We start from the raw sequence: 25,799 nt of genomic DNA on the forward strand, positions 1-25,799 counted from the left end.
CCCCCAACCCCCTAAAGGGGGAGTTTGTCCCCAGTCTCTAAAGGGGATATGCCCCAACCCCTAAAGGGGAGTATATAATAATATTGTCTGAAAATCTGCTAATAGGCTCCCCCTTTAGGGGGGCGGGGGGCTTCTACTGAAAGAATGTCCAGCTTACACCCAGCTTTAGCAGGGCATCCTGCATGGGGTAGCGGTTAACGGTATAAAAGCCTTTGCTGAACAAGCCCTGGTTAATGTAATCGTACTGAACGAATATGTTAACATGGTCAATAGTGCCTTTAAAAAAGGCGGTCGCAACCGGGTATGAGCTAAAGGTAACATCGGCGCCGTTGTAAAACTGGCCCAGGCCGGTAGCATACGATGGTGCTACGTAGCGCGAATTATACCGAAGCGTTACCCCAAGGTTATTGTACAACACCTTAAACCAGGTTGATGCAAAATACAGGCTTCCGTAAGCGTACATCTCCGGCGTACGCAGGGTGCTTTGGTAATCGGTTTTCTGGTAAACGCCGTAGGCATCCAAATGCCATTTACGCCAGCTAAGGTTTTTGCCCAGGCTCACCTTTATCATGTTGATAGGCGTACTCATCTGCTCCGGGTGTGCATCAGTACCGCCTGGCTGTGCCGTAAAATAAATGTAACCGTTTATTAAAAAGTACTCCGCCTTTAAATCGAGCTGGAGTGGTGTGTTAATATAGTTGAAAGACAGGTTGGTGGTTTTAACATTGTTAAAACTGTTATCAAAAATATAGTGGTTTGATATCCATCGCGTAGCAACCAGCGGCGGCGAGGCGTTTTGCAGGTAAGCGCCCAAAATAATACGGCCTACTTTGTTGCTGCCGCCGATCATCAGCTTGGCATCATACAAAAAGTTACCAAAATCTCGCCCGGCAACTATTTGCCGTACTTCTCCGTCCAATAAAATACGGTCGCTCAGGCGATAACCTATACGCCCTTTAACGGTAATGTTTTGAAACAGCTCGTTCTGCATTTTATTGTTGCGGATGTACAGGTTACCAAACTCATTGGCACCGGTATCTAACACGTGCTGGGTATAATTATACAAGTCATGCTCCAGCCCGATATCCAGTTTAGCTTCATTTTTAGCCGATTTACCGCGCAGGTAAAAACTGTATGCAAAATCGTTATGCAGGCGGTTCACGGTCAGCGAATCGTTTGAGCGGCGAGAGCTGAAATAATAATCAGGAAATACGTTGTAGGTATCAATATCGTCCTGCAAAAACTGGTATTTGCTGCGGGTATAGCTAAAGGTATGTGTTACCCGTTGCGTAGGCAACAAGGTTGCTTTTCCCTTGGTTTTTACACTATCAATATGCCCAATAAAATATGATTGCCGCAGGTGTATGCCCGCGGTTTTCCACTGTGTATAGCTTTGCGGTAGGCGTACCTGTTCCAACGTTTTATCAAATGTAGGGTCGGGGTCGGTAAATATAATGTCGTTTTTTAATATCGCCCCGCTTTCAGGCGCTTTAAGGTTATTGTAGATCAGGTTGGCCAGCATGTTGTAACGCTTGCTTTTTGATTCGTACCAGGTAAAAAATGCCGCGTTAACATCACTCACGTTTTGCCTTAAAACGCTATTGCTGCTATAAAAACCCTTGGAGCCGTTAAAGTTGAGGTTAAAGCCCACATTAAGGCGCGGGTTTACGTTTTGCGCATGGGTAATTCTTACAAACTGCTCCTTTGAGCCGCCGCTTACATAGAACAGGTTGGTATATTGTACACGGGCACGGTAGTAATTAATATCCTCCGGCTTTATCATATACGGGTCGAGCGCGTGCAGGCCCACATCAAAACCGATGGTTTTAGCAGGTTCAAAAAGCAAGGCGCGCTGCTGTATACCGGTGTAACCGCCCAGGCTTATCCGCGGGCTACGCGGCTGGTTAAGCGGCCCGTAGTTCTCAAAATTGCGTAAGCTGGTATCAAGTGCAAAATCCTGTGTGCTGTCGCCCATAAAGCGTTCGGCGCTAACCCGTATCCACGAGGCATCAAACACTATTGAATCCTCTTTTTCCTCCTCGCGCTTGCGTAGCGTATCCATCAAGGCATCACCGGTAAGTTGCTTTTGGGCCTTGCTTGTACTGGTATCGCGCATGTAATTGGGCGTACGCTGGCCGGGGTATTGCGTGTTGCCGTTACCGTTTGACGGAAACTGCGCGAACACCGCCTGAACGCTCAGGCTGAACAGTAATATTAATATGTATCTCAGCTTTGCAAGCATCAGTTTCCTGCTATCAGTTCTTTTAAAATCAGCGTAAGTTTTGGTTCAGCCTCCTGTGCCACGGCAATTATTTCCTCTAATGATACCGGCGTAAGCACCTCCGGAAAACCTTCATCGGTTAATACCGATATGGCAAACACCGGCAGATCCATGTGGCGGGCCACAATTACCTCGGGTACGGTGCTCATGCCTACCGCGTCGCCGCCAATAATGCGCAGGTAACGGTATTCGGCACGGGTTTCAAGGTTAGGGCCCGTAACCGCAACATAAACCCCCTTGTGGCAAATAATATTGTTGGCCGATGCTATGTTAAGCGCCTTCTCTATCAGGTCTATACGGTAAGGCTGGCTCATATCCGGAAAGCGCGGACCAAGATCAAACTCGTTCCTGCCTATCAGCGGGTTTTGCGGTTGCAGGTTTATATGATCCTCGATCACCATCAGGTCGCCTTTTTTAAAGCCCGGGTTCAATGATCCGCTGGCATTTGATACGTAGAGGGTTTTGATACCCAGCATCTTCATCACCCTTACCGGAAAGGTGATCTGCTGCATATTGTACCCCTCGTAATAATGCAGCCTGCCCTGCATGGCTACCACATTAACGCCACCCAGCTTGCCAAATATCAGCTTGCCTGAATGGAATTCAACGGTAGAGATCGGAAAGTCGGGTATGTTGGCATACATCAGTTGTTTTTCAACCTCAATTTCATTAACCAGGCCACCCAAACCGGTACCTAATATAATGCCTGCTTCGGGTACAAAATCGCCAATGCGGCTTTTAATGTATGCTGTTGTGCGATGAATATTCTCTAACATAATTTTTTATAAGGCCGGCAAACTCCTGTTCGCCATCAATAAATTTAACACCTATAGGCAACACTAAAAAGGGCAATTTATTAACCAGCGGCAGCAGTTGCTGTTCACCTAAACGTTGCGCGTCCTTTTCTGTTGTGATAAGCAGTTTTTTTTCTGCCGTGCACGCCTCAAATTCATCAGCAAGTTTAGTTATATTTTTTAAGCTGAACTGATGATGATCAGGATATTTATGATGAATAATTTTTGTGCTGAACCCTTGCAGATGCTGTAAAAGCGGCGTAGTGTTGGCAATACCGCTTAGCAAAAACACAGTAGTATCGGCATCAATAATATTGGTTGCCATAGCGCCATTTAAACTTTGCAACGGCTGATAAGCTATCGACGTAAAGTAAACCTTTTGAAATGGGAATGGCTTTAAGCGTTCGGTAAGCTGTTGTTTCTCCTGATGGCTGAGTGATGGCGGGCATTTGCTTACTACGAGTACATCGGCACGCCAGCGGCCTAAAAATGGTTCGCGCAGGTTACCGGCAGGCAGCATCAATCGCGGCTCGTTAATCCGGGTATAATCGAACAATAAAATACTGAAACCCGGTTTTACTGCACGGTGCTGGTAGGCGTCATCCAGTATTACAACATCATGTCCCGGTATCAGCTTTTTAATACCGGTTACCCTATTGGCGCAAACGGCTACGGTAATATCGGTAAATTTATTTTTGAACTGCGCGGGTTCGTCGCCAACCTGGGTAGCGGCGGCGTTTTTTCCGGCTTCGAGATAACCTGTTGTTGAACGGCCGTAGCCCCGGCTCAGCGTAGCTACTTTATTATCGGCTTTAAGCAGGCGGATAAGGTATTCCGCCATGGGGCTTTTGCCCGCGCCGCCAACATCAAGGTTACCTATACAAATAACCGGAAAATTGAACAGCGTGCTTTTAAGTATATCTGCATCATAACACCAGTTACGTATGCTTACCACCAGCCCGTAAATGAGCGATAACGGAAATAATAACCAGCGCAGGTATTTCATAACAAGCGGTAAAGATAAATAAAAGCCCTTGTTATACTATTAATATACCCGTTACCTGTTGATAACGCTTTATTATTTGCAAGCGGGGGCATTCAATAATTTTTAATGTATAATTGCGTTATATTGCACAACCAATTTAACAAAGCCTCCTGTTTTTTATATTTATAGTAAGATGAAAGTGAGGGATTTTAAGGTTTTAACGGCTATGCTGTTCATTGCTATCTTTTTTTCAAAGATGGTAATATCGGTAGCGCCTGTTATTTTTCATCTCGACAACAAGGTGGTTAAGGCTGTGATCATGCAGCTTGAAAATGAAAGCAAGGAGAAGGATACTGCCGAAAAAGACATTTGTAAGGAAAAAAAATCATTCGACGAATATTATACCCAACTGGTGCGCCTTAACCTGCATGTGGTTGAGGTAAACATACTGCACAATCAGGAAACCCTGATATACCATTACGCTTACGCTCCTGTAATACTTACCCCTCCGCCCAACGCTTAAGCATTATTGCTGAAATTTTTTCGGTTATACGTCTTTTCCCGGTATCAGGCGTGGCAGCCATTTTCTATAACACACCAAACCAGTTTTTTAATTTTTATGAATCAGCATGATCATGGCGGTAACGCTGCGGGCTTTTTTGACCTGCACAAGTATTTTTTAGGCAAAAACCTTAAAAGGGATCTGCCCTCCAGTATTGTTGTATTTTTAGTTGCACTGCCTCTTTGCCTGGGTATCGCGCTGGCATCGGGCGCACCGCTTTTTGCCGGTTTATTAACGGGTATAATAGGCGGTATAGTAGTTGGCGCGGCAAGTGGTTCGCAGCTTAGTGTTGCCGGGCCTGCGGCCGGGCTTACCGTTATTGTGCTTAATGCTATAGCCACACTCGGCTCATACGAAACCTTTTTATTAAGCATAGTAATTGCCGGTGGCATACAAATTATACTTGGCCTGGTTAAGGCGGGTACCATTGGTAACTACTTTCCGTCGGCGGTAATTGAGGGTATGCTTGCCGCTATCGGCATTATCCTGATCATGAAACAGTTGCCGCACGCCGTGGGGTACGATGCCGATTTTGAGGGCGATGAGAGCTTTTCGCAGGCCGACTCGCACAATACCTTTTCAGAGATCACACTGGCATTATCAAAACTCAATTACGGGGCAGTAATCATCAGTGGGATATCGTTGGTACTGCTTATTTACTGGCCAAAATTCAAAAAACTGGCCATAGTGCCGGCGCCATTGCTGGTAGTAATTGCAGGTATTGTGCTGGGTATTGTTTTTGCCGGAACTGACCTGGCCCTGCTCGACAAGCAATTTGTAACTATACCGATTGTTAAAAATGGCGAGGAATTCTTTAATCTGTTCAAATCGCCAAACTTTAGCGCAATAACTAATAAGGACGTTTGGATAGTTGCCGCAACCATAGCCATTGTGGCCAGTTTAGAAAGTTTACTTAGCCTGGAGGCGGTTGATAAGATAGACCCTATTAAACGCGTATCGCCGACTAACCGCGAGCTTGTAGCCCAAGGCCTGGGCAACGTAATTAGCGGTATGCTGGGTGGCCTGCCCATGACGGCCGTTATCGTTCGTTCATCAGCCAATGTAAACTCCGGGGCGCGTACAAAGGTTAGCGCTATTGTGCACGGTGTGTTTTTACTGCTATCGTTACTGTTCATTCCGGGGCTGATCAACCTGATCCCGCTGTCGTGCCTGGCGGCAATACTGCTGATGACAGGTTATAAACTTACCCGCATCGAGCTGTTCAGGCATGTATGGCGCAAAGGCCTGTCGCAATTCATCCCCTTTGTGGTTACTATTGTTGCTGTAGTGTTTACCGACCTGCTGAAGGGTGTGGGTATAGGTATGCTGATAGGTATATTTTATATATTGCGTACTAACCTGCGCAACCCGTATTTTTACCGGATACTTAAAAATGATAACGGTAAAAAAACTATCCACATCAGGCTGGCCGAGGAGGTGTCATTTTTAAATAAGGCTGCTATACAAATAACACTCACCAGCTTGCCCGAAGGCAGCGATGTACTGATAGACGGATCGAACTCAAGGTATATTGACCCTGACGTGCTCGAAACTATTCACAATTTTAAACACAACGCTTACACTAAAGGCATTATAGTGCAGTTACAGGATATAAAGGACCGGTATGATGTACCGAAACTAAAGGAACTTATTTACAAACCCTGATACAAGCACAAAGTTATAAACACCCGTTAAGTATTAATAGTTATATAAGATGGGGGAGCTGTAAACATTTTTAGTTAATTCACTGTTCATCAACACAAAAAAATTTATGCAGATACAAACCAATATGAAACGATCATTAAATTTTACCGGTAATATAACTTGCCGTACTTAACCAACCGTTGGTGCATGTATTTTTGCATCATATACAAAGCTTATAAAAGCGATTTAAAAGCAACTTATTAACAATCAAAAACACAAATATTATGTGCGCACAAACCACTGAATTACACGATACAAGCCACATTACTTACGAAGGCTTGCTTGAAGGCAACAAACAATTTGTTGCCGATACGCTGAAACTTGACCCGCAGTATTTTGATAAACTGGCCAACGGCCAAAAACCACCCGTATTATGGATAGGCTGCGCCGATAGCCGTGTACCTGCCAACCAGATAACCCATACCCAGCCGGGTGAGATATTTGTTCACCGCAATATTGCCAATATGGTAATACATACGGATATGAACATGCTTAGCGTGCTGGATTATGCTGTGAACGTACTGAAGGTAAAACACGTGATAGTTACCGGCCACTATGGGTGTGGTGGTGTATTAGCCGCCATGGGCAACAGCTCGGTAGGTATTATTGATAACTGGCTGCGCCATATTAAGGATGTTTACCGTTTACATGCTGATGAATTGAGTGCCATTGAAGACGAAAAGAAACGCGGCGACAGGCTGGTTGAACTGAACGTTATTGAGAACGTGCACAACCTTTGCAAAACATCAATTGTACAAAACGCCTGGAAAAACAACCAGGAACTAAGCGTACATGGCTGGGTTTACGCACTCAATACCGGCTTAATTACCGATATGAAGGTTAGCCAGTCATCAAACTCAAGCCTTGAGAGTGTGTTTAAATTTGTTTTATAATCACGGAGCAGATTTAAACTATTAATATAATATGAGAATCCGTCTTCATAAAGGGCGGATTTCTCATTAAATGTGATTACATCTAAGTTATTTTGTTCCGTATTTAATAGGTTGAAAGCATATTTACCACCTGTCCTAAACTTCTTTTGTGCGAACAAAAGAAGCAAAAGTCGCCGGCTACGTCCTGCCCGGTGAATGGTTTTGCTTTAGCAATTTCTGTGCTGCTCCGGGCATTACTGATGCCGGAAGGTTGGTTATTTACGGGCTGTACTGTGGGTTTGTGGTTGATATTGATTCCCTCCCCATGGGAGGGTTAGGGAGGGGTTTAGCAAGCATTTCTTTAAACGCAAACACTCATCTACCTTAACTTTTTGATCAACCCCTTTTTCAACACTTTCTTCTCAAACCCTTCAACAACCGACCGTTCAATCGGCTTAATCAGTTCATCACTCACCTTATCGTCCCGATAGGCAACCGGTACCCACTCCGTGCGCAGGGGGCGGCAGTTTTTTGGATCGTTGCTCATAATCCAAATTTAAAATATAAAAAGGTTAAATACTACGCAATCAATCAACTTAATCAACCTTTTAATAGGCGGTTATGGGCAAACTTTGTTATTTTCGCAAGCATTTTTTGGAGTACAGGTATATGGATTATCAATTTAAGGATATAGAACAGAAGTGGCAGCAGTTTTGGGCCGACAATCAAACCTTTAAGGTTGAGAACAACAGCACAAAGCCCAAGTATTATGTAATGGACATGTTCCCTTACCCATCAGGGGCGGGGCTGCATGTTGGCCACCCGCTGGGCTATATCGCATCGGATATTTTTGCGCGTTACAAACGCCTGCGTGGTTTTAACGTATTACACCCGATGGGGTATGATTCATTCGGCCTACCTGCCGAGCAGTATGCCATACAAACCGGGCAGCACCCATCAGTTACTACCGAAGATAATATTGCTACCTACCGCCGCCAGTTAGACCAGATTGGTTTCTCGTTCGATTGGAGCCGCGAGGTGCGCACCAGCTCACCCGATTATTATAAATGGACGCAGTGGATATTCATGCAACTGTTTAACTCGTGGTATAACAAAGCCGCCGGTAAAGCCGAAAGCATTGCCCAACTTGTTGAGCACTTTGAAACATCGGGTTCAAAAGGAATTGATGCCGTGAGCGATGAGGATACCTTAACCTTTACTGCCGATGAATGGAAGGCATTTGCCCATAATGCAAAACAGGAAGAATTGTTAAAATACCGCCTTACCTACCTGCGCGAAAGCACCGTTAACTGGTGTGCCGCACTGGGTACCGTATTAGCGAATGACGAGGTGAAAGACGGCTTTAGCGAGCGCGGCGGTTATCCCGTTGAGCAAAAGAAAATGATGCAATGGAGCATGCGCATCACGGCCTACGCCGAGCGCCTGCTGCAAGGCCTTGACACCATTGACTGGCCCGAGCCGCTGAAAGAAATGCAGCGTAACTGGATAGGTAAAAGTACTGGTGCGAGTGTTAAATTTCGAATTTCGGATTTTGAATTTCGGAATTCAGATAAATCCGAAATTGAAAATTCGAAATCCGACTTTATAGAGGTTTTCACCACCCGCGTTGATACCATTTTTGGTGTTACCTTTTTGGTGATTGCCCCTGAGCATGAACTGGTTGATGCCTTGACCACGCCTGAACAAAAGGCTGACATTGAGGCTTACATCACCCAAACTAAAAAGAAAAGCGAACTGGACCGCATGGCTGATACAAAAACTGTATCTGGCGCATTTACGGGTAGCTATGTGCTTAATCCGCTTAACGGCGAAAAGATACCGGTTTGGATAGCCGACTACGTTTTGGCAGGTTACGGTACCGGTGCAGTTATGGCCGTTCCGTCAGGCGATCAGCGTGATTATTTGTTTGCCAAGCATTTTAACTTGCCGATAGTACCTATTATCGACATACAAAATATTGAAACCGAAGCCGACCCTACCAAGGAAGGCAAATACATCAACTCCGATTTTATTAATGGGTTGACCTATAAGGAAGCTGCCGCTGCCGTGGTTGCCAAACTGGAAGAAGCGGGCGCAGGTAAGGCAAAGGTGAACTTTAGGATGCGAGATGCCATTTTTGGCCGCCAGCGTTACTGGGGCGAGCCTGTACCGGTATACTTTAAGGATGGTTTGCCATATTTAATCAGTGAAAACGAGCTGCCTTTGCTGCTGCCCGAAATTGATAAATATCTGCCGACCGAAAGCGGTGAGCCGCCATTAGGCCGCGCAGCGGATTGGAAGCACCCCGAAGGTGAATATGAGTTAAGCACCATGCCGGGCTGGGCCGGTTCAAGTTGGTATTGGTACCGCTACATGGATGCCCATAACGATCAGGAATTCGCATCAAAAGAGGCTATTGAATACTGGAAAGATGTTGACTTGTACATTGGCGGCAGCGAGCACGCTACCGGTCACTTGCTGTATAGCCGTTTTTGGAACAAATTTTTGAAGGATCTTGGGTTTGTGGTAGAGGAGGAGCCGTTTAAAAAGCTGATTAACCAGGGCATGATACAGGGCAGGAGTAACTTTGTTTACCGCCTGATAGATGCCGAAGGACATGGTACCAACACCTTTGTGTCATACGGCTTACTGGCAGATTATAAAACATCGCCGTTGCATGTAGATGTGAATATAGTAGAGAACGAAGTATTGAATCTTGAAAAATTCAAAAAGTTTCGTGCTGAGTTTGAGAATGCCGAGTTCATTCTTGAAAATGGCAAATACATCTGCGGTGTCGAGGTTGAAAAAATGTCGAAATCAAAGTTCAACGTAGTGAACCCTGATGACATTATAGAGCGCTACGGTGCAGATACGCTGCGTATGTACGAGATGTTTCTTGGCCCGCTGGAGCAGAGCAAGCCATGGAATACCAATGGTATTGAGGGTGTGTTTAAGTTCCTGCGTAAATTCTGGCGCTTGTTTCATAACGAGCAATGGGATTTCCGCGTATCAGACGAAATGCCGACTAAAGCCGAGCTGAAATCACTGCATAAGATCATCCGCAAGGTGGAAGAAGATATTGAGCGTTTCTCGTTCAATACTTCAGTTTCAAGCTTTATGATAGCCGTGAACGAGCTGACAGATCTGAAATGCAGCAAACGCACCATATTGCAGGACCTGGTAATAGTACTTGCACCTTACGCGCCGCACATTACCGAGGAGCTTTGGACGTTGCTGGGTAACCCTGCCGGATCATTATCATACGCGGCTTACCCTATTTTTAACCCGGAGTACCTGGTTGAGGATGAGTTTGCCTACCCGATCTCGGTGAATGGTAAAACTAAAATGAACCTTAGCGTATCATTAACCCTCGAACCAAAAGATGTAGAAGCTTTTGTTTTAGCCAATGCCGATGTGCAGAAATACCTGGACGGCAAGACACCTAAAAAGGTAATCGTGGTAAAAGGGCGTATAGTAAATATTGTGGTATAAACCACACCCCTCCTAAATCCTCCCCTAAGGGGAGGACTTCAAAGAGCTGCGTCATTGCGAGGTACGAAGCAATCTCTAAAGCGATTTGCCTGAAGAGATTGCTTCGTTCCTCGCAATGACGTTTTTTATTTTATAATCTGTCGCTTTATCATGAATACAGATAGATCCCTCAATATCGGTCGGGATGACAAAATAAAGCGCCATACTTAATTCCCTCCCCTGGGAGGGCAGGGAGGGGTCAATAAAGCGGCAACGCAAAAAAGCCTTTACGTTCCCGGAAACTTGATACCATCCTGGTTAAGGCGGCTAATCACTTTCTCCTGCAAGGCTATCTTAACATTTAAAAACTCGGCAGGCGTTACCCATACGTTTACGATATAGGTGGCACGGTCAAAACTTATTTTTACCAAACCCACCTTAATTGGTTTGTTTTTTACTATGCCCGGCGTGTTCTGTATGGCCTCGTTGATAATGGCTATCACCGTTTCAGATTTGGCAGAATAACCGAGCTCTATCTCAAAATCGAGTCTGCGGCTGCCTGAGCGGGTAACGTTAACAATTACCTCGTTAAACAGCTTTCCGTTAGGGATTATGATTGTCTTGTTATCGGCAGTAAGCAGTACAGTGTAAAATATTTGTATTGACGTTACCTTGCCATCCTGCCCCTGGGCAATAATGTTATCATTCAATTCAAATGGCTTTAACAGGAGGATAAGTACTCCGCCTGCAAAGTTTTGCAGTGTGCCCGAAAGGGCCAAACCGGCTGCAACACCAAAAGCGCCTACAAGTGTGGTAAAAATGGCCGCGTCAATACCCATCAGTGTCATCACCAGTAAAACCAGTAATACATTAAGCGCGGTAATGCTTAGGCTAAGCAAAAAGGGTTGTAATGATGAATGCACCTCTTTGGTGCTCATTTTATTGCGGATGCGTGTTTTAAGCAGCCTGATGAACCAAAGGCCAAGGATAAGTACTATTAAACCGAAAATGATGTTGGGGCCGTGGGTAAGCAACCACACGTAGGCGGTATCGTAAAACTGAGTGAGCTTCATAAATTAATCCAGAAGCTCCGAAATTAGGAATTACAGCAGAGAAACCAAAAATTCCGGCGACTTTAGGATAACCCACTCAAAAATGCGGGTTTGTATATGTTTCCGTTTACGGGTTAAATGCTTCATGCTTTTTTATTATCAAATGCCATGCCTTCGCGGCTATGCTATAAGTGTTTACGAAAAAACAAACTCAATAATTACATAAAAGCCGGTAAATTAATATTCAATGACATTTGCCTTAACGCGCAGCATGACAAGGCATACAGTAAAAAGGTCAGTAAAAAATAAACCCCTGTATGCAATTGCATACAGGGGTTCTATATAGCGATCCCCTCAGCAAGGAGGGTACGAATGATGTGCTATTACATCATGCCGCCCATGCCGCCGCCGCCCATAGGAGGCATACCGGCACCGCCTTTTTCATCTTCCGGATCATCAGCCAACACACACTCGGTGGTTAACAGCATCGCGGCGATTGAAGCAGCGTTCTCTAAAGCTACACGGCCTACTTTAGTTGGGTCGATTACACCGGCGCCAATTAAGTTTTCGTAAGTATTGGTACGTGCGTTGTAACCAAAGTCGGCAGTGCCTTCTTTAACTTTTTGCACAACAATTGAACCTTCAATACCGGCATTCTCGCAGATCTGACGAAGAGGCTCCTCAATAGCGCGACGGATGATCTGGATACCAGTGTTCTCATCTTCGTTAACGCCTTTAAGATCTGCCAGGGCAGCAACCGAACGGATGAAAGCAACACCACCACCGGCAACAATGCCTTCTTCAACAGCGGCACGGGTTGCGTGCAGGGCATCGTCAACACGGTCTTTTTTCTCTTTCATTTCAACCTCGGTAGCAGCACCTACATAAAGTACAGCCACACCGCCCGAAAGTTTAGCTAAACGCTCTTGCAGTTTTTCTTTATCGTAATCAGATGTTGTAGTTTCAATCTGAGATTTGATCTGGCTTACGCGGGCTTTAATATCGTCAGCAGCACCGGCACCGTTAATGATGGTTGTGTTATCTTTATCAACAACAATTTTCTCGGCAGTACCCAGGTAAGAAAGGTCGGCATTCTCTAATTTGAAACCTCTTTCTTCTGAAATTACGGTACCACCTGTCAGGATAGCGATATCCTCAAGCATCGCTTTACGGCGATCGCCAAAGCCAGGGGCTTTAACAGCCGCAACTTTCAGTGAACCACGGATCTTGTTAACTACTAAGGTAGCTAAAGCTTCGCCGTCCAGATCTTCAGAAATAATTAAAAGTGGCTTGCCGGTTTGTACTTGTTTTTCCAGTACCGGTAAAAGCTCTTTCATTGAAGAGATCTTTTTGTCGTAGATCAGGATGTATGGGTTATCCAGTTCTACTTCCATTTTATCAGCATTGGTTACAAAGTATGGAGAAAGGTAACCACGGTCAAACTGCATACCTTCAACAGTTTTAACTTCAGTTTCGGTACCTTTTGCTTCTTCAACAGTGATAACACCATCTTTACCTACTTTGGCCATAGCCTCAGCAATCAGTGAACCGATCACTTCGTCGTTATTAGCAGAGATAGAGGCAACTTGTTTGATCTTGTTGTTATCCTCGCCAACAGTTTGTGATTGTGTTTTCAGGTTCTCAACTACGGTAGCAACCGCTTTGTCAATACCGCGTTTCAAATCCATTGGGTTAGCACCTGCAGCTACGTTTTTTATACCTGCAGTAACAATAGCCTGGGCTAAAACGGTAGCGGTAGTAGTGCCATCACCTGCAATATCAGCAGTTTTTGAGGCAACTTCTTTAACCATTTGAGCACCCATGTTCTCTAAGGCATCTTTCAGCTCGATCTCTTTAGCTACGGTAACACCATCCTTAGTGATTGCCGGTGAGCCGAATTTTTTATCGATAATTACGTTACGACCTTTAGGGCCTAAAGTTACTTTAACCGCGTTGGCTAAAATATCAACACCGCGCTTTAAAGCGTCGCGTGCTTCAACATTGTATTTAACTTGTTTTGCCATGTTTTTTAAGGATTGAATTAGTGAGTTATTGAGTTTTCAATGCTCAATTAATTTTTAATGATTGAATTACTGATTTAGTGAATTATAGATTTGTTTTAACATCAATAATTCAACCCTCAATAATTCAGTAATTGATTTACAGTACCGCGTATATATCAGATTCGCGCATAATTAAATACTCTTTGCCTTCGTAAGTGATCTCAGTACCGGCATATTTACCGTAAAGTACCTCGTCACCGGTTTTTACGGTTAAAGGCTCGTCTTTTTTACCTTCGCCTACAGCTACTACAGTACCGCGTTGTGGTTTTTCTTTTGCAGTATCAGGGATGATGATGCCTGAAGCGGTTTTTTCTTCGGCCGGTGCAGCTTCAACTACTACCCTGTCTCCGATAGGTTTAATGTTTAATGACATAACTATGCTTAAATTTATAATTTATTAAAGTTGTTATTTGCCTGCATTGCTACATCAATTGTGCCAAGCGTTCGCCCGTCATTGTTTGGCATGTAAAACTGATGTATTGTCAGCTAAATGTTTGGCGGCATATGTTCGGTTAACATTTTGTTAAACTGTGCCGTGTCATCATGTCAGTGATGTAGTCTGTCATTATCAGTAATCATTCTTAATAAAACACTATGGTTAAACATGTAAAAGTGCGTTACAACGATATTCTTGTAACGAATTAATGACATGGTGTATTTATTACAATTTGTTTAAAAATGGCTGTAACATTTTAAACAATTTCGCCTCAAAATCCAAATTGATCAAAATTACACCATGAAACGTATTTACTTAATCCTATTCCTTTTATGTTCTGCAGTGGCAGTTAAGGCACAAGTGGGCCTTGGCGGCGGCGGTGGCTCGAGCATTGTTGGCCGTATATCGGGCACGGTGATCGATTCGCTTACCAAAAAGCCGCTTGACTATGCTACGGTGAGCGTTTACCGCAGCGGCGGTACCGCCCCCATGAACGGTGTACTTACCGACGAAAAAGGGAATTTTAAAATAGACAATATAAAACCCGGCGCCTATAAAATAGGTGTGTCATTCATTGGCTATCCTACTAAATTTATTGACCCGGTTACCACCACTTTAGGTAAACCTGATGCCAATATGGGCCAGATAGTAGTTGCTCCAAGCTCAAAGGCTTTGAATGAGGTTACGGTAACCGGCCAGGCCGGGCTTGTTGAAAACCGCATTGACAAGATTGTGTACAATGCCGAAAAAGACCTCACCTCAGCCGGTGGTAACGCTACGGATGTATTGCAAAAAGTGCCGCTGGTATCAGTTGATATGAATGGTAACGTAGCCGTACGTGGTGACCAGAATGTGCGCGTTTTAATTAACGGTAAACCATCAGGTGCTACCTCAGCCAGCCTGAGCGATGTATTGAAAACCATCCCTGCCGACCAGATAAAGAATGTTGAGGTGATCACCTCGCCATCCGCTAAATATGATGCGGAAGGTTCAGGCGGTATCATCAACATTGTTACTAAAACCAAAAATGCCTCAGGTGTTAGCGGTAGCGTAAGCGGTGGCGTGGGTACACGCCAAAACAATGGTAACTTAAACTTTAACTACAATAAAAACCGCTTTAACTTTTCAACCAATATTGGTGGTAACGCAGGTTGGCCTCAAACATCATATACTGATTTTAACCAGAGCCTGACCGCTGATGGTATTGACCAGCGTAACACCAACAGTTCGCACAACGAGATTAAGCGCCATGGTATTCGTGGTTCAGTAACAGCAGGCTACGAGTTTAACGGCTTTAACAGCATAAACAGTACTATCGCCCTGAACGATGGCGGCTTTAACGCTGATGGCGGTGGTAATTATTTATTTGAGAATTTGCTTGATTCGACCCAAAACCTGAGCTACACCGGCCGTACCATATCGCACAATAAATTCAGCGGTTTTGACTGGAATATTGATTATACCCACAAATTCAAAAAACAAGGGCACGAAATCATTTTCTCAGGTCAGTGGAGCCATAGCATCATCAAAACAGATTATACCAACCTGTTCTCTGATCTGTACCAAAGCCAACTGGCTAACAATAACGGTAAAAACAATGAGTATACCGCCCAGGCAGATTATACATTGCCAATTAACAAAGTATTTAAGCTTGAGGCCGGTGGTAAAACCATACAAAGGCGCATAAACAGTAATTACGATATTTTTGCCGTAAACCCTGATGGCAGCAACCCGATACTTGACAGGCAAAACTCAAACCTGTATGATTATACACAAAATGTATACGCAGGTTACGGTGTATTAACCATCACCCTGCCTAAAAGCTATTCGGTTTTGGCTGGTGCACGTTTAGAGAATACTAAAATAGAGGGCGACCCTGAAGCACCGTATGCTGATGGAACAAACTCGCAAACGCTTGAGCCATTTAAAGCAAACTACAATACATTTATACCAAGCTTAACCATACAAAAAGTATTTGGTGCCAACACGCTTAAATTATCATACAGCAAGCGTATACAGCGCCCGAGCTTACAGGTGTTAAACCCGTTCATCAACCGTAGCAACCAGCAAAGCCAAAGCGTAGGTAACCCTAACCTGGCGCCTGAGGTATCGCAAACAGTAGAGTTGAACTATAACGCGTTCATCAAAACATCGGTGGTTAACTTCTCGGTATACTATAAAAATACCAGCAACCTTATTGAAGGTATAGCCAGCCCGGTTCAGGATGGTGATGTAATAATTAACCGTACCGTACAAAACAACGTTGCCGAAAATAACTCGATTGGTGGTAGCTTCTTCGGTTCAATAAACCCGATCAAGCCGTTAACCATTCGTGCTAATATTAACGTGTTTACTTATAACCCGAGTGTGTACACAGCTTATGCTGATTTTATTAACCCGGACGCGTTAAAAACCAGGCTGATGACCACCGTTTTCGGTAGCGCTACGCTGAACCTGCCTAAGAACTTTATATTCGAGGCATTTGCTTTCAATAACTCAGCGCGCCGTACCATACAGGGTACAAGCCCCGCGTTCGGTATCTATGTATTCGGTATCAAAAAGCAGTTTATGGATAAAAAGGCCTCTATCGGGTTCAATACCATACAGCCTTTCGCGGTCGACAAATCATTCAACCAAAGCATATCAAGCCCGGGCTTTACGCAAAGTGTACGCACACGTATCCCGTTCCAATCGTTCGGTGTAACGTTTAGCTACAGCTTCGGTAAAATGAGCTTCAGCAACCCGCAGCAAAAGAAAAAAGGGGTTAATAATGACGACGTTAAAAGCGGCGACCAGGGCATGGGCGGCGGTATGAACGGCGGCAACTAATTCCTGATAAAAAAATCATAATTATTCAAGGCCTGCTACACGCAGGCCTTTTTGGTTTAAGGCACTTTGCATCGCCATAATTAAAAAACCGTATACTTGTTAATTAATGAAGAGCCTGCTTAATAATCTTACATTTCGCGTTATTGTCGCCATTATTTTAGGGGTGATAGTGGGTTATTATTTTAAAGGGTTCGCGCCTGCCGCGCAAATGATCAGCAAGATATTTATCAACCTGATAACGATGCTGATTGCACCTATCATATTTTTTACCATTGTGTTGGGCATAGCCAATATGGGCGATATGAAGAAGGTAGGCCGTGTAGGCGGAAAGGCATTATTGTACTTTGAGATAGTGACCACCTTTGCCCTGATGATAGGCCTGCTGGTGGCTAACCTGCTTAAACCGGGTAAGGGGATCGATGTAAACAGGAGTGTTGATGCCTCAAAAATAGCCGACTACCAAAAGGCCGCGCATAATATGCAATGGGGCGATTTTTTTCTGCATATCGTGCCCCATAATGTTTTTGATGCCTTTACCCGTGGCGATATTTTGCAGATCCTGTTCTTTGCCATTCTGTTTGGCTACGGGCTGAGCAAAATGGGCGATGCCGGTAAATCATTGCTCACTACCTTTGATAAATTAAGCAAAGTGTTCTTCAATATTATGAAGGTGGTAATGGCGCTGGCACCTATAGGTGCTTTTGGCGGGATGGCCTATACCGTGGGCACTTACGGCACCAAAGCACTGCTGCCTATGGCCAAGCTGATGGGGTCGGTATACCTTACCATGTTTTTGTTTGTATTTGTGGTGCTCAATATAATTTGCAGGCTGTATAAGTTCAGCCTGTGGCAATACCTCAAACACATAAGGCAGGAAATACTGGTGGTACTGGGCACATCATCATCCGAATCGGCCCTACCGAGTATGATGGAAAAGATGGAAAAGTTCGGCTGCTCGCGCTCGGTTGTCGGCCTGGTTATTCCAACCGGTTACTCGTTTAATTTGGATGGCACCACCATTTACCTGAGCATGGCCACCATCTTTTTGGCACAGGTGTTTAACATTCCCTTATCTATTGAGCAGCAGCTCACCATTATTGGTATACTGATGGTTACCTCAAAAGGGGCGGCGGCGGTAACTGGCGGCGGCTTTATTGTGCTTACCTCAACATTGGCGGCTATTAAAGTTATCCCGGTTGAAAGTGTGGCGTTGCTGCTGGGCGTTGACCGTTTTATGTCAGAAGCGCGGGCTATTACCAACCTGATCGGTAACGGAATAGCTACTGTGGTGATCGCGAAGAGTGAGGGGGAGTTTCATCAGCCGGATGAATTACGTAAAGGCAGTGCGGTTTAATCCTTCTTCTTTTTCTCTTTAGCTTTTTTCTCTTTTTCCAGATCGCCTTCGCTCAACTTTGAGTTGGCCTTTTTCTCGTCCATATCGCTAACGCCGGCGCATTCTTTAATACCCGAAAACAGGGTTTTCCATACCAGCTTAAAAAACGCGTAATTAACCGGCCGAATGAAATTGATATTTGCCGAGCGCGGCGTTTTGCCAGGTTCATCCGGGTTATTACGCTCGATTACCAGGTGATTGGCCAGTATGGACATCAATCCTTTTTTCTTGAGTTTACCGTCGTCCTCATCAAGTTTCAGTATGCCTATCTTCAGGTCATCATACAACATGGTCACCTTACCTTTGGCGCGGTAACGGTTAGCATCGATATTAAAATCGAGCCGCTTTAAATTGCCCGATGTTACCTTTACCATTGATATTGGCGCAACCCCACGGTTAATGCCCGATAGCTCCATGGGGCCTAAACTGCCGCGATAACTAAAGGCGGCATCCTTATCGGTAAGGTTAAGGCCAAACTTAACATCAAGCCTGCCCTTGCCCATAAAGTAGCTGGTAATATCAATGCGGCACATGTTGTTTTTTTGCAATGCCCGCTTGTTGTTGGTAATATTGAACATTCGGCCACTTGTATTGCTAAAAGTGAGCGTGCCGGTTTTTTTAGATTTTTTATTGTATTCGGTATAAAGTATGTTCAGCTTTTTTAAGGTAACGGTATCAACCCGTAAACCAAAATCAAGGTTACGCAGCGCCACATGCGGAAAACTGTTCACGTTTTCTTTGGCGGGTGTGCTTAGCTTGTTGGGTGCTTTGTATATGTTAATGGTTCCGTTAACCAGTCTTAAACCTGCTACCGTAAAAGTGCGGTACTTGTAATAATTCATAAAGTCGAACCGGTTAAGCTGTACCGAATCCAAGGATATATTAAAACGATCGCCGCGTGTTTTATTAAAGAACAACAGGTTGTTAAATGGCTTCAGCTTTATGCCCTGTATGCAAAGCTGTTTATATTGGGTAGATAGTTTGATGCTTTTAATATCATACAGATACAAAGCATCCGGCGTTTTGCCGCTGTAATTCTTTATCTCGGTAGTAACATCCCGGCAATAAAAAAAGCGGGAAGTGTCATTTTGAGTGGTCGAGTCAATAAATAGATCGGCAGCATGCAGGTTTACCTGGCTTATTTCGGTAAGCAGTGGGCGTTTGTGCGAATAATCAATATGCCTGAATTTTAATCCGTCCAGTACAATCTCACCTACACGTATGCTGCGCAGGCTTTTTGATATACGCTGCCATATGGTGCGGTTATCCTTAGCGGGTTTGTCCTCGGTATTATTGGCCTCATAGCTCATGTCTATCTCGGGCTCTATCAATATCACACGCCCTACATCAATTTTTTTACTGAAATAAAATTTGAGTGCCTTTACACCGGTAAGCATTACCTGCTTTACTTTAAGGCTGTAAAGGTTATTGGGTGCCCCGCCTGCTTTCTTTTTAGCGTGATATACTGCAGTATCAACCTTTAGGGTAGCGTTATCAATAACTATTTTGCCTTGCAGCAGGTTTATTTCGGCCTCGGTAAAATCGGCAATGTAAAGGCTGTCGCTGCTTTCGCGTATACTGCTGCGCAGCTTATCCTGCAGCATGGGTTTAAGGTAGTGGTTAAGTATAAGGGCAGCGCCAACTACCAAAACAGCAACAACCAGCAACGCATAAACCGTTACCCTTTGCCATTTATGTTTAAAAAATTTTGCTGCCATTAAATTAATTAGTGTTTATACAGGTTAAAGGCCTATCGCCTCAATTTAGTGCTATTTAATCAGCATAACAACAAAAAGCCTATTTTGTTAATTGGCTGACAAAGTGTCACCCAATATTTAAAAGATTGTGTATTTTTGCAGCCACAAGAATTTAAGCATGATAGATTTGGTAATTCCGGATAAGACACACGACGAGAGCAGGCAGGGCGAAGCTTTGATTTTAGAGCCAACGGGCAAAAACAATGGCCGCAAGCTGTATATTGAAAGCTATGGCTGTGCCATGAATTTTTCGGACAGCGAGATCGTAGCATCTATTTTAGCCGAGCAGGGTTTTGAAACCACCAAAGACTATAATAATGCCGATGTGATATTTATCAATACCTGCTCAATACGTGAAAACGCCGAGCAGCGCGTGCGTAACCGCCTAAAGGAGTTTACTATTGCCAAGGTGAAAAACCCGGATATGGTGGTAGGTGTGCTGGGCTGTATGGCCGAACGCCTCAAATCAAAATTTTTAGAAGAAGAAAAACTGGTTGACGTGGTAGTGGGTCCTGACGCTTACCGCGACCTGCCCAACCTGATAGATAAAGTTGACGGCGGGCAGAAAGCCGTTAACGTATTATTATCCCGCGAGGAAACTTATGCCGATATAAGCCCGGTGCGTTTAAACAGCAATGGCATTAACGCCTTTGTATCTATAATGCGCGGGTGCGATAACATGTGCTCGTTTTGCGTGGTGCCGTTTACACGTGGTCGTGAACGCAGTCGTGATGCACACTCCATTGTTGCCGAATGTACTGACCTGTACAACAAAGGCTACCGCGAGGTTACCTTGCTGGGCCAGAATGTAGACTCATACAAATGGAGCGCGACAACATTGCCCCAATATGCCGCTGAGGGAACGGCTCCAGAAGCCGCAAATGCTCAAGTCCTCCCCCTCGGGGAGGATTTAGGAGGGCTCGGGGTGGTGAACTTTGCCAACCTTTTAGAAATGGTAGCGCAGGTTAGTCCTGAACTGCGTGTACGCTTCTCTACATCGCACCCCAAGGATATTACAGACGAGGTGCTGTACACCATGGCCAAATACGATAATATTTGTAACTATATACACCTGCCGGTACAATCAGGCAACAGCCGTGTGCTGGAACTGATGAACCGTACCTACGACCGTGAATGGTATCTGGACAGGGTAAACGCCATACGCCGCATCATCCCGGGTTGTGGTATATCAACCGATGTGATCACCGGTTTTTGTACCGAGACTGAAGAAGAGCATGCTGATACATTAAGCATGATGGATTACGTGCAGTACGATTTTGCCTACATGTTCATGTACTCCGAAAGGCCGGGCACGCTTGCCGCCAAGCGCTATGCTGATGATATACCCGAAACTGTAAAAAGCCGCAGGTTAAAAGAGGTTGTTGCCAAGCAGCAGCAGTACTCTTACGTCAAACTGCAACAGCAGTTAGGTAAGGTACAACGTGTGCTGATCGAGGGTTTCTCAAAAAAATCAGACCAGGATTATTGCGGCCGTAACGATCAGAATGCCATGGTGGTATTCCCGGTACATCCGGATTATAAGCCAGGCCAGTACGCCAACGTGCTGGTTGAACGAACTACAACGGCAACGTTAATTGGAAAAATAATTTAATGTGCAGATGTGCAAATGTGTAAATGTGCAGATGAAAACATTTCATTATCTGCTCATTTGTAATCAACGCATCTGCACATCTACATATCTGCACATCTAAAAATGGATATACAAGAAATTAAACAACGCTTTGGTATCATCGGCAATTCGCCGCTGCTAAACCGGGCTATAGATATTGCCAACCAGGTTGCCCCTACTGATATTTCGGTATTAATTACCGGCGAAAGCGGTAGTGGTAAAGAGGTTTTTTCGCATATTATACACCAGATCAGTCCGCGTAAGCATGGTCCTTTCATTGCGGTTAACTGCGGTGCCATACCCGAGGGTACTATTGATTCAGAATTGTTCGGTCACGAAAAAGGTGCCTATACCGGTGCGGTGGGCGAACGTAAGGGTTATTTTGAAACCGTTAACGGCGGCACCATATTTTTAGATGAGATAGCCGAAATGCCGCTGGGTACGCAGGCGCGTTTGCTGCGTGTGCTGGAGTCGGGCCAGTTTATCAAGGTAGGCTCATCAAAGGTTGAAAAAACCAACGTGCGCGTTATTGCCGCTACCAACGTTGATGTATATGACGCGGTTAAGGCAGGCAAATTCAGGGAGGATCTGTACTACCGCTTAAACACGGTACCACTGCGTATACCACCACTGCGCGATCGTAAGGAAGATGTTTACTTATTGTTCCGCAAGTTCACGTCAGATTTTACCGATAAATACCGTACCCCGCCCATCCAGCTTGATGATGAGGCGCAGCAGGTATTGGTAAATTATTCATGGCCGGGTAACGTTCGCCAGTTAAAAAATATGGCCGAGCAGTTAGCCGTGCTGGAGCGCGACCGCATCATTACTGCGCAAACGCTGCTTACCTACATACCGCACGAAACAAGCCGCAGCAATTTGCCTATGCGTTTGGATAATCAGCCTAAGGAAGATTTTTCGGAGCGCGATATACTATACAAAGTGCTTTTTGATATGAAGCGCGATATGGTAGAGCTGAAAAAACTGGTGGCCAATATTATTGAGCATGGCGGCGTACCTGCTAATTACGACGACCATTCGCAGGCCATAAACCAGCTTTATCGCGATATTGAATTACCGCAAAGCACCGAGGCACAATTTACTTTGCATCATCCCGTTAATGCCAGTATCAATACGCCGGTAAGCAACCATAATCACAATAATAATAATAACGATTACCATATAACCCACGAAGCTGAGGAAGTAGAAGAATCGTTATCGCTGATTGAAAAGGAATCAGACCTGATACGCAAGGCCCTTAAGAAACATAAAGGCAAACGTAAACTGGCCGCTGGTGAGCTGGGCATATCCGAGCGTACGTTGTACCGCAAGATCAAAGAGCTAAATTTATAGGGCTAAATGAGAAGAATACTTGTTTTTTTTGTAGCGATGACCGGGCTTATGCTCCTGTCGCAATCATGCAGCATTACGCTTAACGGAGCCTCTATACCCGCCGAACTTAAAACCATCAACATTGAGTTTTTTGAAAACAACGCGCCGCTGGTAGTAAGCAACCTGAGCCAGGATTTTACCGAGGGGCTCAAAGCCCGTATCCGTTCGCAATCAAGATTAAATATTGTGCGCGATCCGGCGGCTAATGCCACCATGTCCGGCTCAATTGTAAATTATACCATTACGCCGGTGTCTGTTGAGGCTACCAACCCTAATACGCCGCCTATTGCAAACGCATCGCGTTTAAGCATTACCGTTAATGTGAAATATACTAACGAAATAGACAAAAAGTATAATTTTGAGCAGCAGTTTACCAAGTACCAGGATTTTCAGGGCGATATTTCATCGCGAGAGCAAACCCTGATACAGAACATTATACGGCAATTGGTTGATGATATTTTTAATAAAGCTTTTGCCAATTGGTAAGCAATTCGTAGTTTCAACCTCGTGGATCATTACAGCAATAATCAGCAGTACCAGTTTTTAGCACATTTGCTAAGCAATCCCGCCGGGAGCGGGCAGGCTTATGTTAATGAGCTGCAACAACTGGTAAAAAGCTATCCGCAAAGCGGCATTTTACAGGCATTGCTGTCGCAGGCGCTTAACGAAAAGGCGGCACCGGCCGCAGCATTGTATTTTGATCCGCGCGCGCTGTATACGCTGCTGAATGATCCGGCTGCATTGCCCGTAGTACAAGCCGAACAGATTTATTATCAGCAGGAAAATATCGCCGTAAGGCAAAAGGAAACAGTAGCCGAAGTTGCGGAGGACGTAGCAGCAGTGGAACTAATAACAGCACAGCCAGAAAATGAAGCTATTGCCGCCGAACCGCTGGTTGATGAAACCGGGGTGTTTGAAGAGATAACGCCGATTGAGCAAATAGCCATTAAACCGGTAGAGGACGAAGAAATCAGATCATCTGATGAACCTATTGACGAAGAGGTTTACGAGGAGATAGTAGGCATTGATGATATAACTACCGTTGTTAAGCTGCCTGAGCCGGAAGAAACTGAAGCTACCCATTTTACTTACGAAGACCCGTACAGCGCCGAAGATACACGTGAATTGATTGAAGAAGCGGGCAATACAATTGAAAGTAACAGCGCCGCACCTGTTGAAGCAGAGCCTAACTTTAAACTTAATGATGAAGAAGAAAGGCTGATTGTTGGCAATATTGCGGCTACTGATTATTTTATGTTTGATAAAGCCTTCGGCAGGATTGAAGAATCAGCACCGGAACCTGCAGCCGAAACTGCTCCAACAGTTGAAAATACCCAAACTGAAACGGCTTTAGAACACAAAAAATATACATCGCGTTACCACGATGAGCAAATGCCATACACCTTTTTATGGTGGCTGGATAAAACACGCCGCGAATATTCAGGCATATACCGCCCATACTCAAAATATACACCCGAGCAGCAGGCTATAGTAGCCGAAAAAATGGCTGCCGCCGATGCCCTGCAGCAGCAGTACATTGAAAATATATTCCATCTTTCATCAGTTGAAAGCCTTGACCAAAATACAGCCGATAACCAGGCTACTGAGGTTAAACACAAAGGCGACGAGATTATTGAGCGCTTTATAAAAGAAGAACCGCAAATTAAGCCGCCAAGCAGTGAAAAACTGGATAACGAGAACAAGGCCAAGCGCAGCTCAGAAGATAGCAGCGAACTGGTAAGCGAAACCCTGGCCAACATTTATGCCGACCAGATGCTTTACCACAAAGCCATAGTGATTTACAGAAAATTAATGTTGAAATTTCCGGAAAAAAGCCGTTACTTTGCCGACCGTATAGAGAGTTTAGAAAAGAAAACAAGTTGATTATAAACAAATGACCATTTTATTATTAGTTATAGCCGTTATAGTGTGCATACTGTTAGGGCTTATTGTGTTGATACAAAACCCTAAAGGTGGTGGCTTAGCTTCAAATTTCTCTGCTTCATCACAACTGATGGGCGTACAAAAAACAGGCGACTTTTTAGAAAAAGGTACCTGGATACTGGCTATTACCCTGATGGTACTGTCGTTAGCTATCAACGTATCTGTAAAAAACGGTGGCCCGGCAGGCGACAGCGATCTGCAACGCCAGATAGATAACGTATCAAAACCATCAGCACCGGCTACTACAGCACCGGCACCAACGCTTCCGGGCGCAGGTTCAGGCGCGGCACAAAAACCGGCTGACACGGCTAAAAAATAAAGATTAGTCCTTTAAAGATACCAAAGGCCTCAACAGTTCATCTGTTGAGGCCTTTTTTGTGTTGAATGAGTTTTGATGCCAAGTTCGTTTACCCCTCCCTGACCCTCCCGGGGGAGGGAATTATTTTGCATTAGCTTAACGAATATGATTCCCTCCCCCGGGAGGGTTAGGGAGGGGTTTGAGTATGTTTACCATAATCAAGCGACAAATTTCTCCCCGTACATGGATCTAAATCACAATAAATTTAACCATCGCGTAATTGCGAACGATAGTAAAGGAATCTCTTTAGGACAGTCGCTCGAAGATTGCTTCGTT

General features: G+C 44.6%; 19 protein-coding genes. 11 read left to right on the plus strand and 8 right to left on the minus strand.

From position 1 onward, the window contains the following. Nucleotides 1–133 precede the first annotated feature (133 nt). Genes LJ707_RS05680 through lpxK form a run of 3 tightly spaced genes read right to left on the minus strand, consistent with a single transcriptional unit; the run spans nt 134 to nt 4,081 of the window. Complete coding sequence (locus LJ707_RS05680; RefSeq protein ID WP_228949844.1) at nt 134–2,242, minus strand: putative porin; 2,109 nt, start codon at nt 2,240–2,242, stop codon at nt 134–136. Beyond that, nucleotides 2,242–3,057: a purine-nucleoside phosphorylase gene (locus tag LJ707_RS05685; protein ID WP_228949845.1), complete on the minus strand. Its 816-nt coding sequence runs from the start codon at nt 3,055–3,057 to the stop codon at nt 2,242–2,244. The genes LJ707_RS05680 and LJ707_RS05685 overlap by 1 nt, the downstream gene beginning before the upstream one ends. After that, nucleotides 3,020–4,081 (minus strand): tetraacyldisaccharide 4'-kinase, encoded by a 1,062-nt coding sequence (gene lpxK / locus LJ707_RS05690; protein ID WP_228949846.1) that lies wholly within the window; start codon nt 4,079–4,081, stop codon nt 3,020–3,022. Before lpxK ends, LJ707_RS05685 begins: the two co-directional genes overlap by 38 nt. Nucleotides 4,082–4,253: 172 nt before the next feature. Between lpxK and LJ707_RS05695 the strand changes: the two genes are divergently transcribed. The 3 genes from LJ707_RS05695 (at nt 4,254) to can (ending at nt 7,219) form a co-directional block, all read left to right on the plus strand. Then, nucleotides 4,254–4,583, plus strand: coding sequence for a hypothetical protein (locus tag LJ707_RS05695; protein WP_228949847.1), 330 nt, complete (start codon nt 4,254–4,256; stop codon nt 4,581–4,583). Nucleotides 4,584–4,679: 96 nt separating this feature from the next. Further along, nucleotides 4,680–6,287 (plus strand): SulP family inorganic anion transporter, encoded by a 1,608-nt coding sequence (locus LJ707_RS05700; RefSeq protein WP_228949848.1) that lies wholly within the window; start codon nt 4,680–4,682, stop codon nt 6,285–6,287. A gap of 263 nt (nt 6,288–6,550) precedes the next feature. Further along, on the plus strand, nt 6,551–7,219 hold the full coding sequence (gene can / locus LJ707_RS05705; protein WP_228949849.1) for a carbonate dehydratase: 669 nt from the start codon (nt 6,551–6,553) through the stop codon (nt 7,217–7,219). Between the two features lie 358 nt (nt 7,220–7,577). Here the strand turns inward: can and LJ707_RS05710 are convergent, their stop codons facing one another. After that, nucleotides 7,578–7,745: a hypothetical protein gene (locus tag LJ707_RS05710; protein ID WP_228949850.1), complete on the minus strand. Its 168-nt coding sequence runs from the start codon at nt 7,743–7,745 to the stop codon at nt 7,578–7,580. Nucleotides 7,746–7,867: 122 nt separating this feature from the next. On the opposite strand from LJ707_RS05710, the gene leuS reads away from it, so the two are divergent. After that, nucleotides 7,868–10,690 carry a leucine--tRNA ligase gene (leuS, locus tag LJ707_RS05715; RefSeq protein ID WP_228950759.1) on the plus strand — a complete coding sequence of 941 codons (2,823 nt, stop codon included), beginning with the start codon at nt 7,868–7,870 and terminating at the stop codon, nt 10,688–10,690. A 266-nt stretch (nt 10,691–10,956) separates the two neighbouring features. On the opposite strand, the gene LJ707_RS05720 is transcribed toward leuS, so the two are convergent. The 3 genes from LJ707_RS05720 to groES all read right to left on the minus strand — a co-directional run bounded on the left by LJ707_RS05720 (nt 10,957) and on the right by groES (nt 14,157). Continuing rightward, complete coding sequence (locus LJ707_RS05720) at nt 10,957–11,742, minus strand: mechanosensitive ion channel family protein (protein WP_228949851.1); 786 nt, start codon at nt 11,740–11,742, stop codon at nt 10,957–10,959. 362 nt (nt 11,743–12,104) lie between these two features. Further along, nucleotides 12,105–13,745, minus strand: coding sequence for a chaperonin GroEL (groL, locus tag LJ707_RS05725; protein WP_194103638.1), 1,641 nt, complete (start codon nt 13,743–13,745; stop codon nt 12,105–12,107). A 136-nt stretch (nt 13,746–13,881) separates the two neighbouring features. Further along, complete coding sequence (groES, locus tag LJ707_RS05730) at nt 13,882–14,157, minus strand: co-chaperone GroES (RefSeq protein ID WP_228949852.1); 276 nt, start codon at nt 14,155–14,157, stop codon at nt 13,882–13,884. Nucleotides 14,158–14,520: 363 nt separating this feature from the next. Here groES and LJ707_RS05735 point away from each other — a divergent pair, with 363 nt between their 5' ends. Then, complete coding sequence (locus LJ707_RS05735; protein ID WP_228949853.1) at nt 14,521–17,049, plus strand: TonB-dependent receptor domain-containing protein; 2,529 nt, start codon at nt 14,521–14,523, stop codon at nt 17,047–17,049. Between the two features lie 106 nt (nt 17,050–17,155). Beyond that, nucleotides 17,156–18,403, plus strand: coding sequence for a C4-dicarboxylate transporter DctA (dctA, locus tag LJ707_RS05740; protein ID WP_228949854.1), 1,248 nt, complete (start codon nt 17,156–17,158; stop codon nt 18,401–18,403). Here the strand turns inward: dctA and LJ707_RS05745 are convergent. After that, on the minus strand, nt 18,400–20,160 hold the full coding sequence (locus LJ707_RS05745) for a hypothetical protein (protein WP_228949855.1): 1,761 nt from the start codon (nt 20,158–20,160) through the stop codon (nt 18,400–18,402). The genes dctA and LJ707_RS05745 overlap by 4 nt on opposite strands. Before the next feature lie 157 nt (nt 20,161–20,317). Between LJ707_RS05745 and LJ707_RS05750 the strand changes: the two genes are divergently transcribed. The 5 genes from LJ707_RS05750 to secG all read left to right on the plus strand — a co-directional run bounded on the left by LJ707_RS05750 (nt 20,318) and on the right by secG (nt 25,484). Continuing rightward, nucleotides 20,318–21,811, plus strand: a complete 1,494-nt coding sequence (locus LJ707_RS05750; RefSeq protein WP_228949856.1) for a MiaB/RimO family radical SAM methylthiotransferase — start codon at nt 20,318–20,320, stop codon at nt 21,809–21,811. 102 nt (nt 21,812–21,913) lie between these two features. Continuing rightward, nucleotides 21,914–23,182, plus strand: coding sequence for a sigma-54-dependent Fis family transcriptional regulator (locus LJ707_RS05755; RefSeq protein ID WP_228949857.1), 1,269 nt, complete (start codon nt 21,914–21,916; stop codon nt 23,180–23,182). A 6-nt stretch (nt 23,183–23,188) separates the two neighbouring features. Further along, nucleotides 23,189–23,707, plus strand: coding sequence for an LptE family protein (locus LJ707_RS05760; protein ID WP_228949858.1), 519 nt, complete (start codon nt 23,189–23,191; stop codon nt 23,705–23,707). A gap of 21 nt (nt 23,708–23,728) precedes the next feature. Next, nucleotides 23,729–25,105, plus strand: a complete 1,377-nt coding sequence (locus tag LJ707_RS05765) for a hypothetical protein (RefSeq protein WP_228949859.1) — start codon at nt 23,729–23,731, stop codon at nt 25,103–25,105. A 10-nt stretch (nt 25,106–25,115) separates the two neighbouring features. Beyond that, nucleotides 25,116–25,484, plus strand: coding sequence for a preprotein translocase subunit SecG (gene secG / locus LJ707_RS05770; RefSeq protein WP_228949860.1), 369 nt, complete (start codon nt 25,116–25,118; stop codon nt 25,482–25,484). Nucleotides 25,485–25,799 lie beyond the last annotated feature (315 nt).

Source organism: Mucilaginibacter sp. UR6-1, from assembly GCF_020880975.1.
GTDB lineage: Bacteria > Bacteroidota > Bacteroidia > Sphingobacteriales > Sphingobacteriaceae > Mucilaginibacter.

What these genes read in the sequence shown, in the direction of transcription:
- LJ707_RS05745 (WP_228949855.1), bottom strand. Translation starts at nt 20,160, where the DNA reads ATGGCAGCAAAATTTTTTAAACATAAATGGCAAAGGGTAACGGTTTAT.
- LJ707_RS05750 (WP_228949856.1), top strand. Translation starts at nt 20,318, where the DNA reads ATGATAGATTTGGTAATTCCGGATAAGACACACGACGAGAGCAGGCAG.
- LJ707_RS05760 (WP_228949858.1), top strand. Translation starts at nt 23,189, where the DNA reads ATGAGAAGAATACTTGTTTTTTTTGTAGCGATGACCGGGCTTATGCTC.
- LJ707_RS05695 (WP_228949847.1), top strand. Translation starts at nt 4,254, where the DNA reads ATGAAAGTGAGGGATTTTAAGGTTTTAACGGCTATGCTGTTCATTGCT.
- LJ707_RS05685 (WP_228949845.1), bottom strand. Translation starts at nt 3,057, where the DNA reads ATGTTAGAGAATATTCATCGCACAACAGCATACATTAAAAGCCGCATT.
- groL (WP_194103638.1), bottom strand. Translation starts at nt 13,745, where the DNA reads ATGGCAAAACAAGTTAAATACAATGTTGAAGCACGCGACGCTTTAAAG.
- can (WP_228949849.1), top strand. Translation starts at nt 6,551, where the DNA reads ATGTGCGCACAAACCACTGAATTACACGATACAAGCCACATTACTTAC.
- LJ707_RS05720 (WP_228949851.1), bottom strand. Translation starts at nt 11,742, where the DNA reads ATGAAGCTCACTCAGTTTTACGATACCGCCTACGTGTGGTTGCTTACC.
- LJ707_RS05710 (WP_228949850.1), bottom strand. Translation starts at nt 7,745, where the DNA reads ATGAGCAACGATCCAAAAAACTGCCGCCCCCTGCGCACGGAGTGGGTA.
- secG (WP_228949860.1), top strand. Translation starts at nt 25,116, where the DNA reads ATGACCATTTTATTATTAGTTATAGCCGTTATAGTGTGCATACTGTTA.
- leuS (WP_228950759.1), top strand. Translation starts at nt 7,868, where the DNA reads ATGGATTATCAATTTAAGGATATAGAACAGAAGTGGCAGCAGTTTTGG.
- LJ707_RS05700 (WP_228949848.1), top strand. Translation starts at nt 4,680, where the DNA reads ATGAATCAGCATGATCATGGCGGTAACGCTGCGGGCTTTTTTGACCTG.
- groES (WP_228949852.1), bottom strand. Translation starts at nt 14,157, where the DNA reads ATGTCATTAAACATTAAACCTATCGGAGACAGGGTAGTAGTTGAAGCT.
- LJ707_RS05735 (WP_228949853.1), top strand. Translation starts at nt 14,521, where the DNA reads ATGAAACGTATTTACTTAATCCTATTCCTTTTATGTTCTGCAGTGGCA.
- LJ707_RS05680 (WP_228949844.1), bottom strand. Translation starts at nt 2,242, where the DNA reads ATGCTTGCAAAGCTGAGATACATATTAATATTACTGTTCAGCCTGAGC.
- lpxK (WP_228949846.1), bottom strand. Translation starts at nt 4,081, where the DNA reads ATGAAATACCTGCGCTGGTTATTATTTCCGTTATCGCTCATTTACGGG.
- LJ707_RS05755 (WP_228949857.1), top strand. Translation starts at nt 21,914, where the DNA reads ATGGATATACAAGAAATTAAACAACGCTTTGGTATCATCGGCAATTCG.
- dctA (WP_228949854.1), top strand. Translation starts at nt 17,156, where the DNA reads ATGAAGAGCCTGCTTAATAATCTTACATTTCGCGTTATTGTCGCCATT.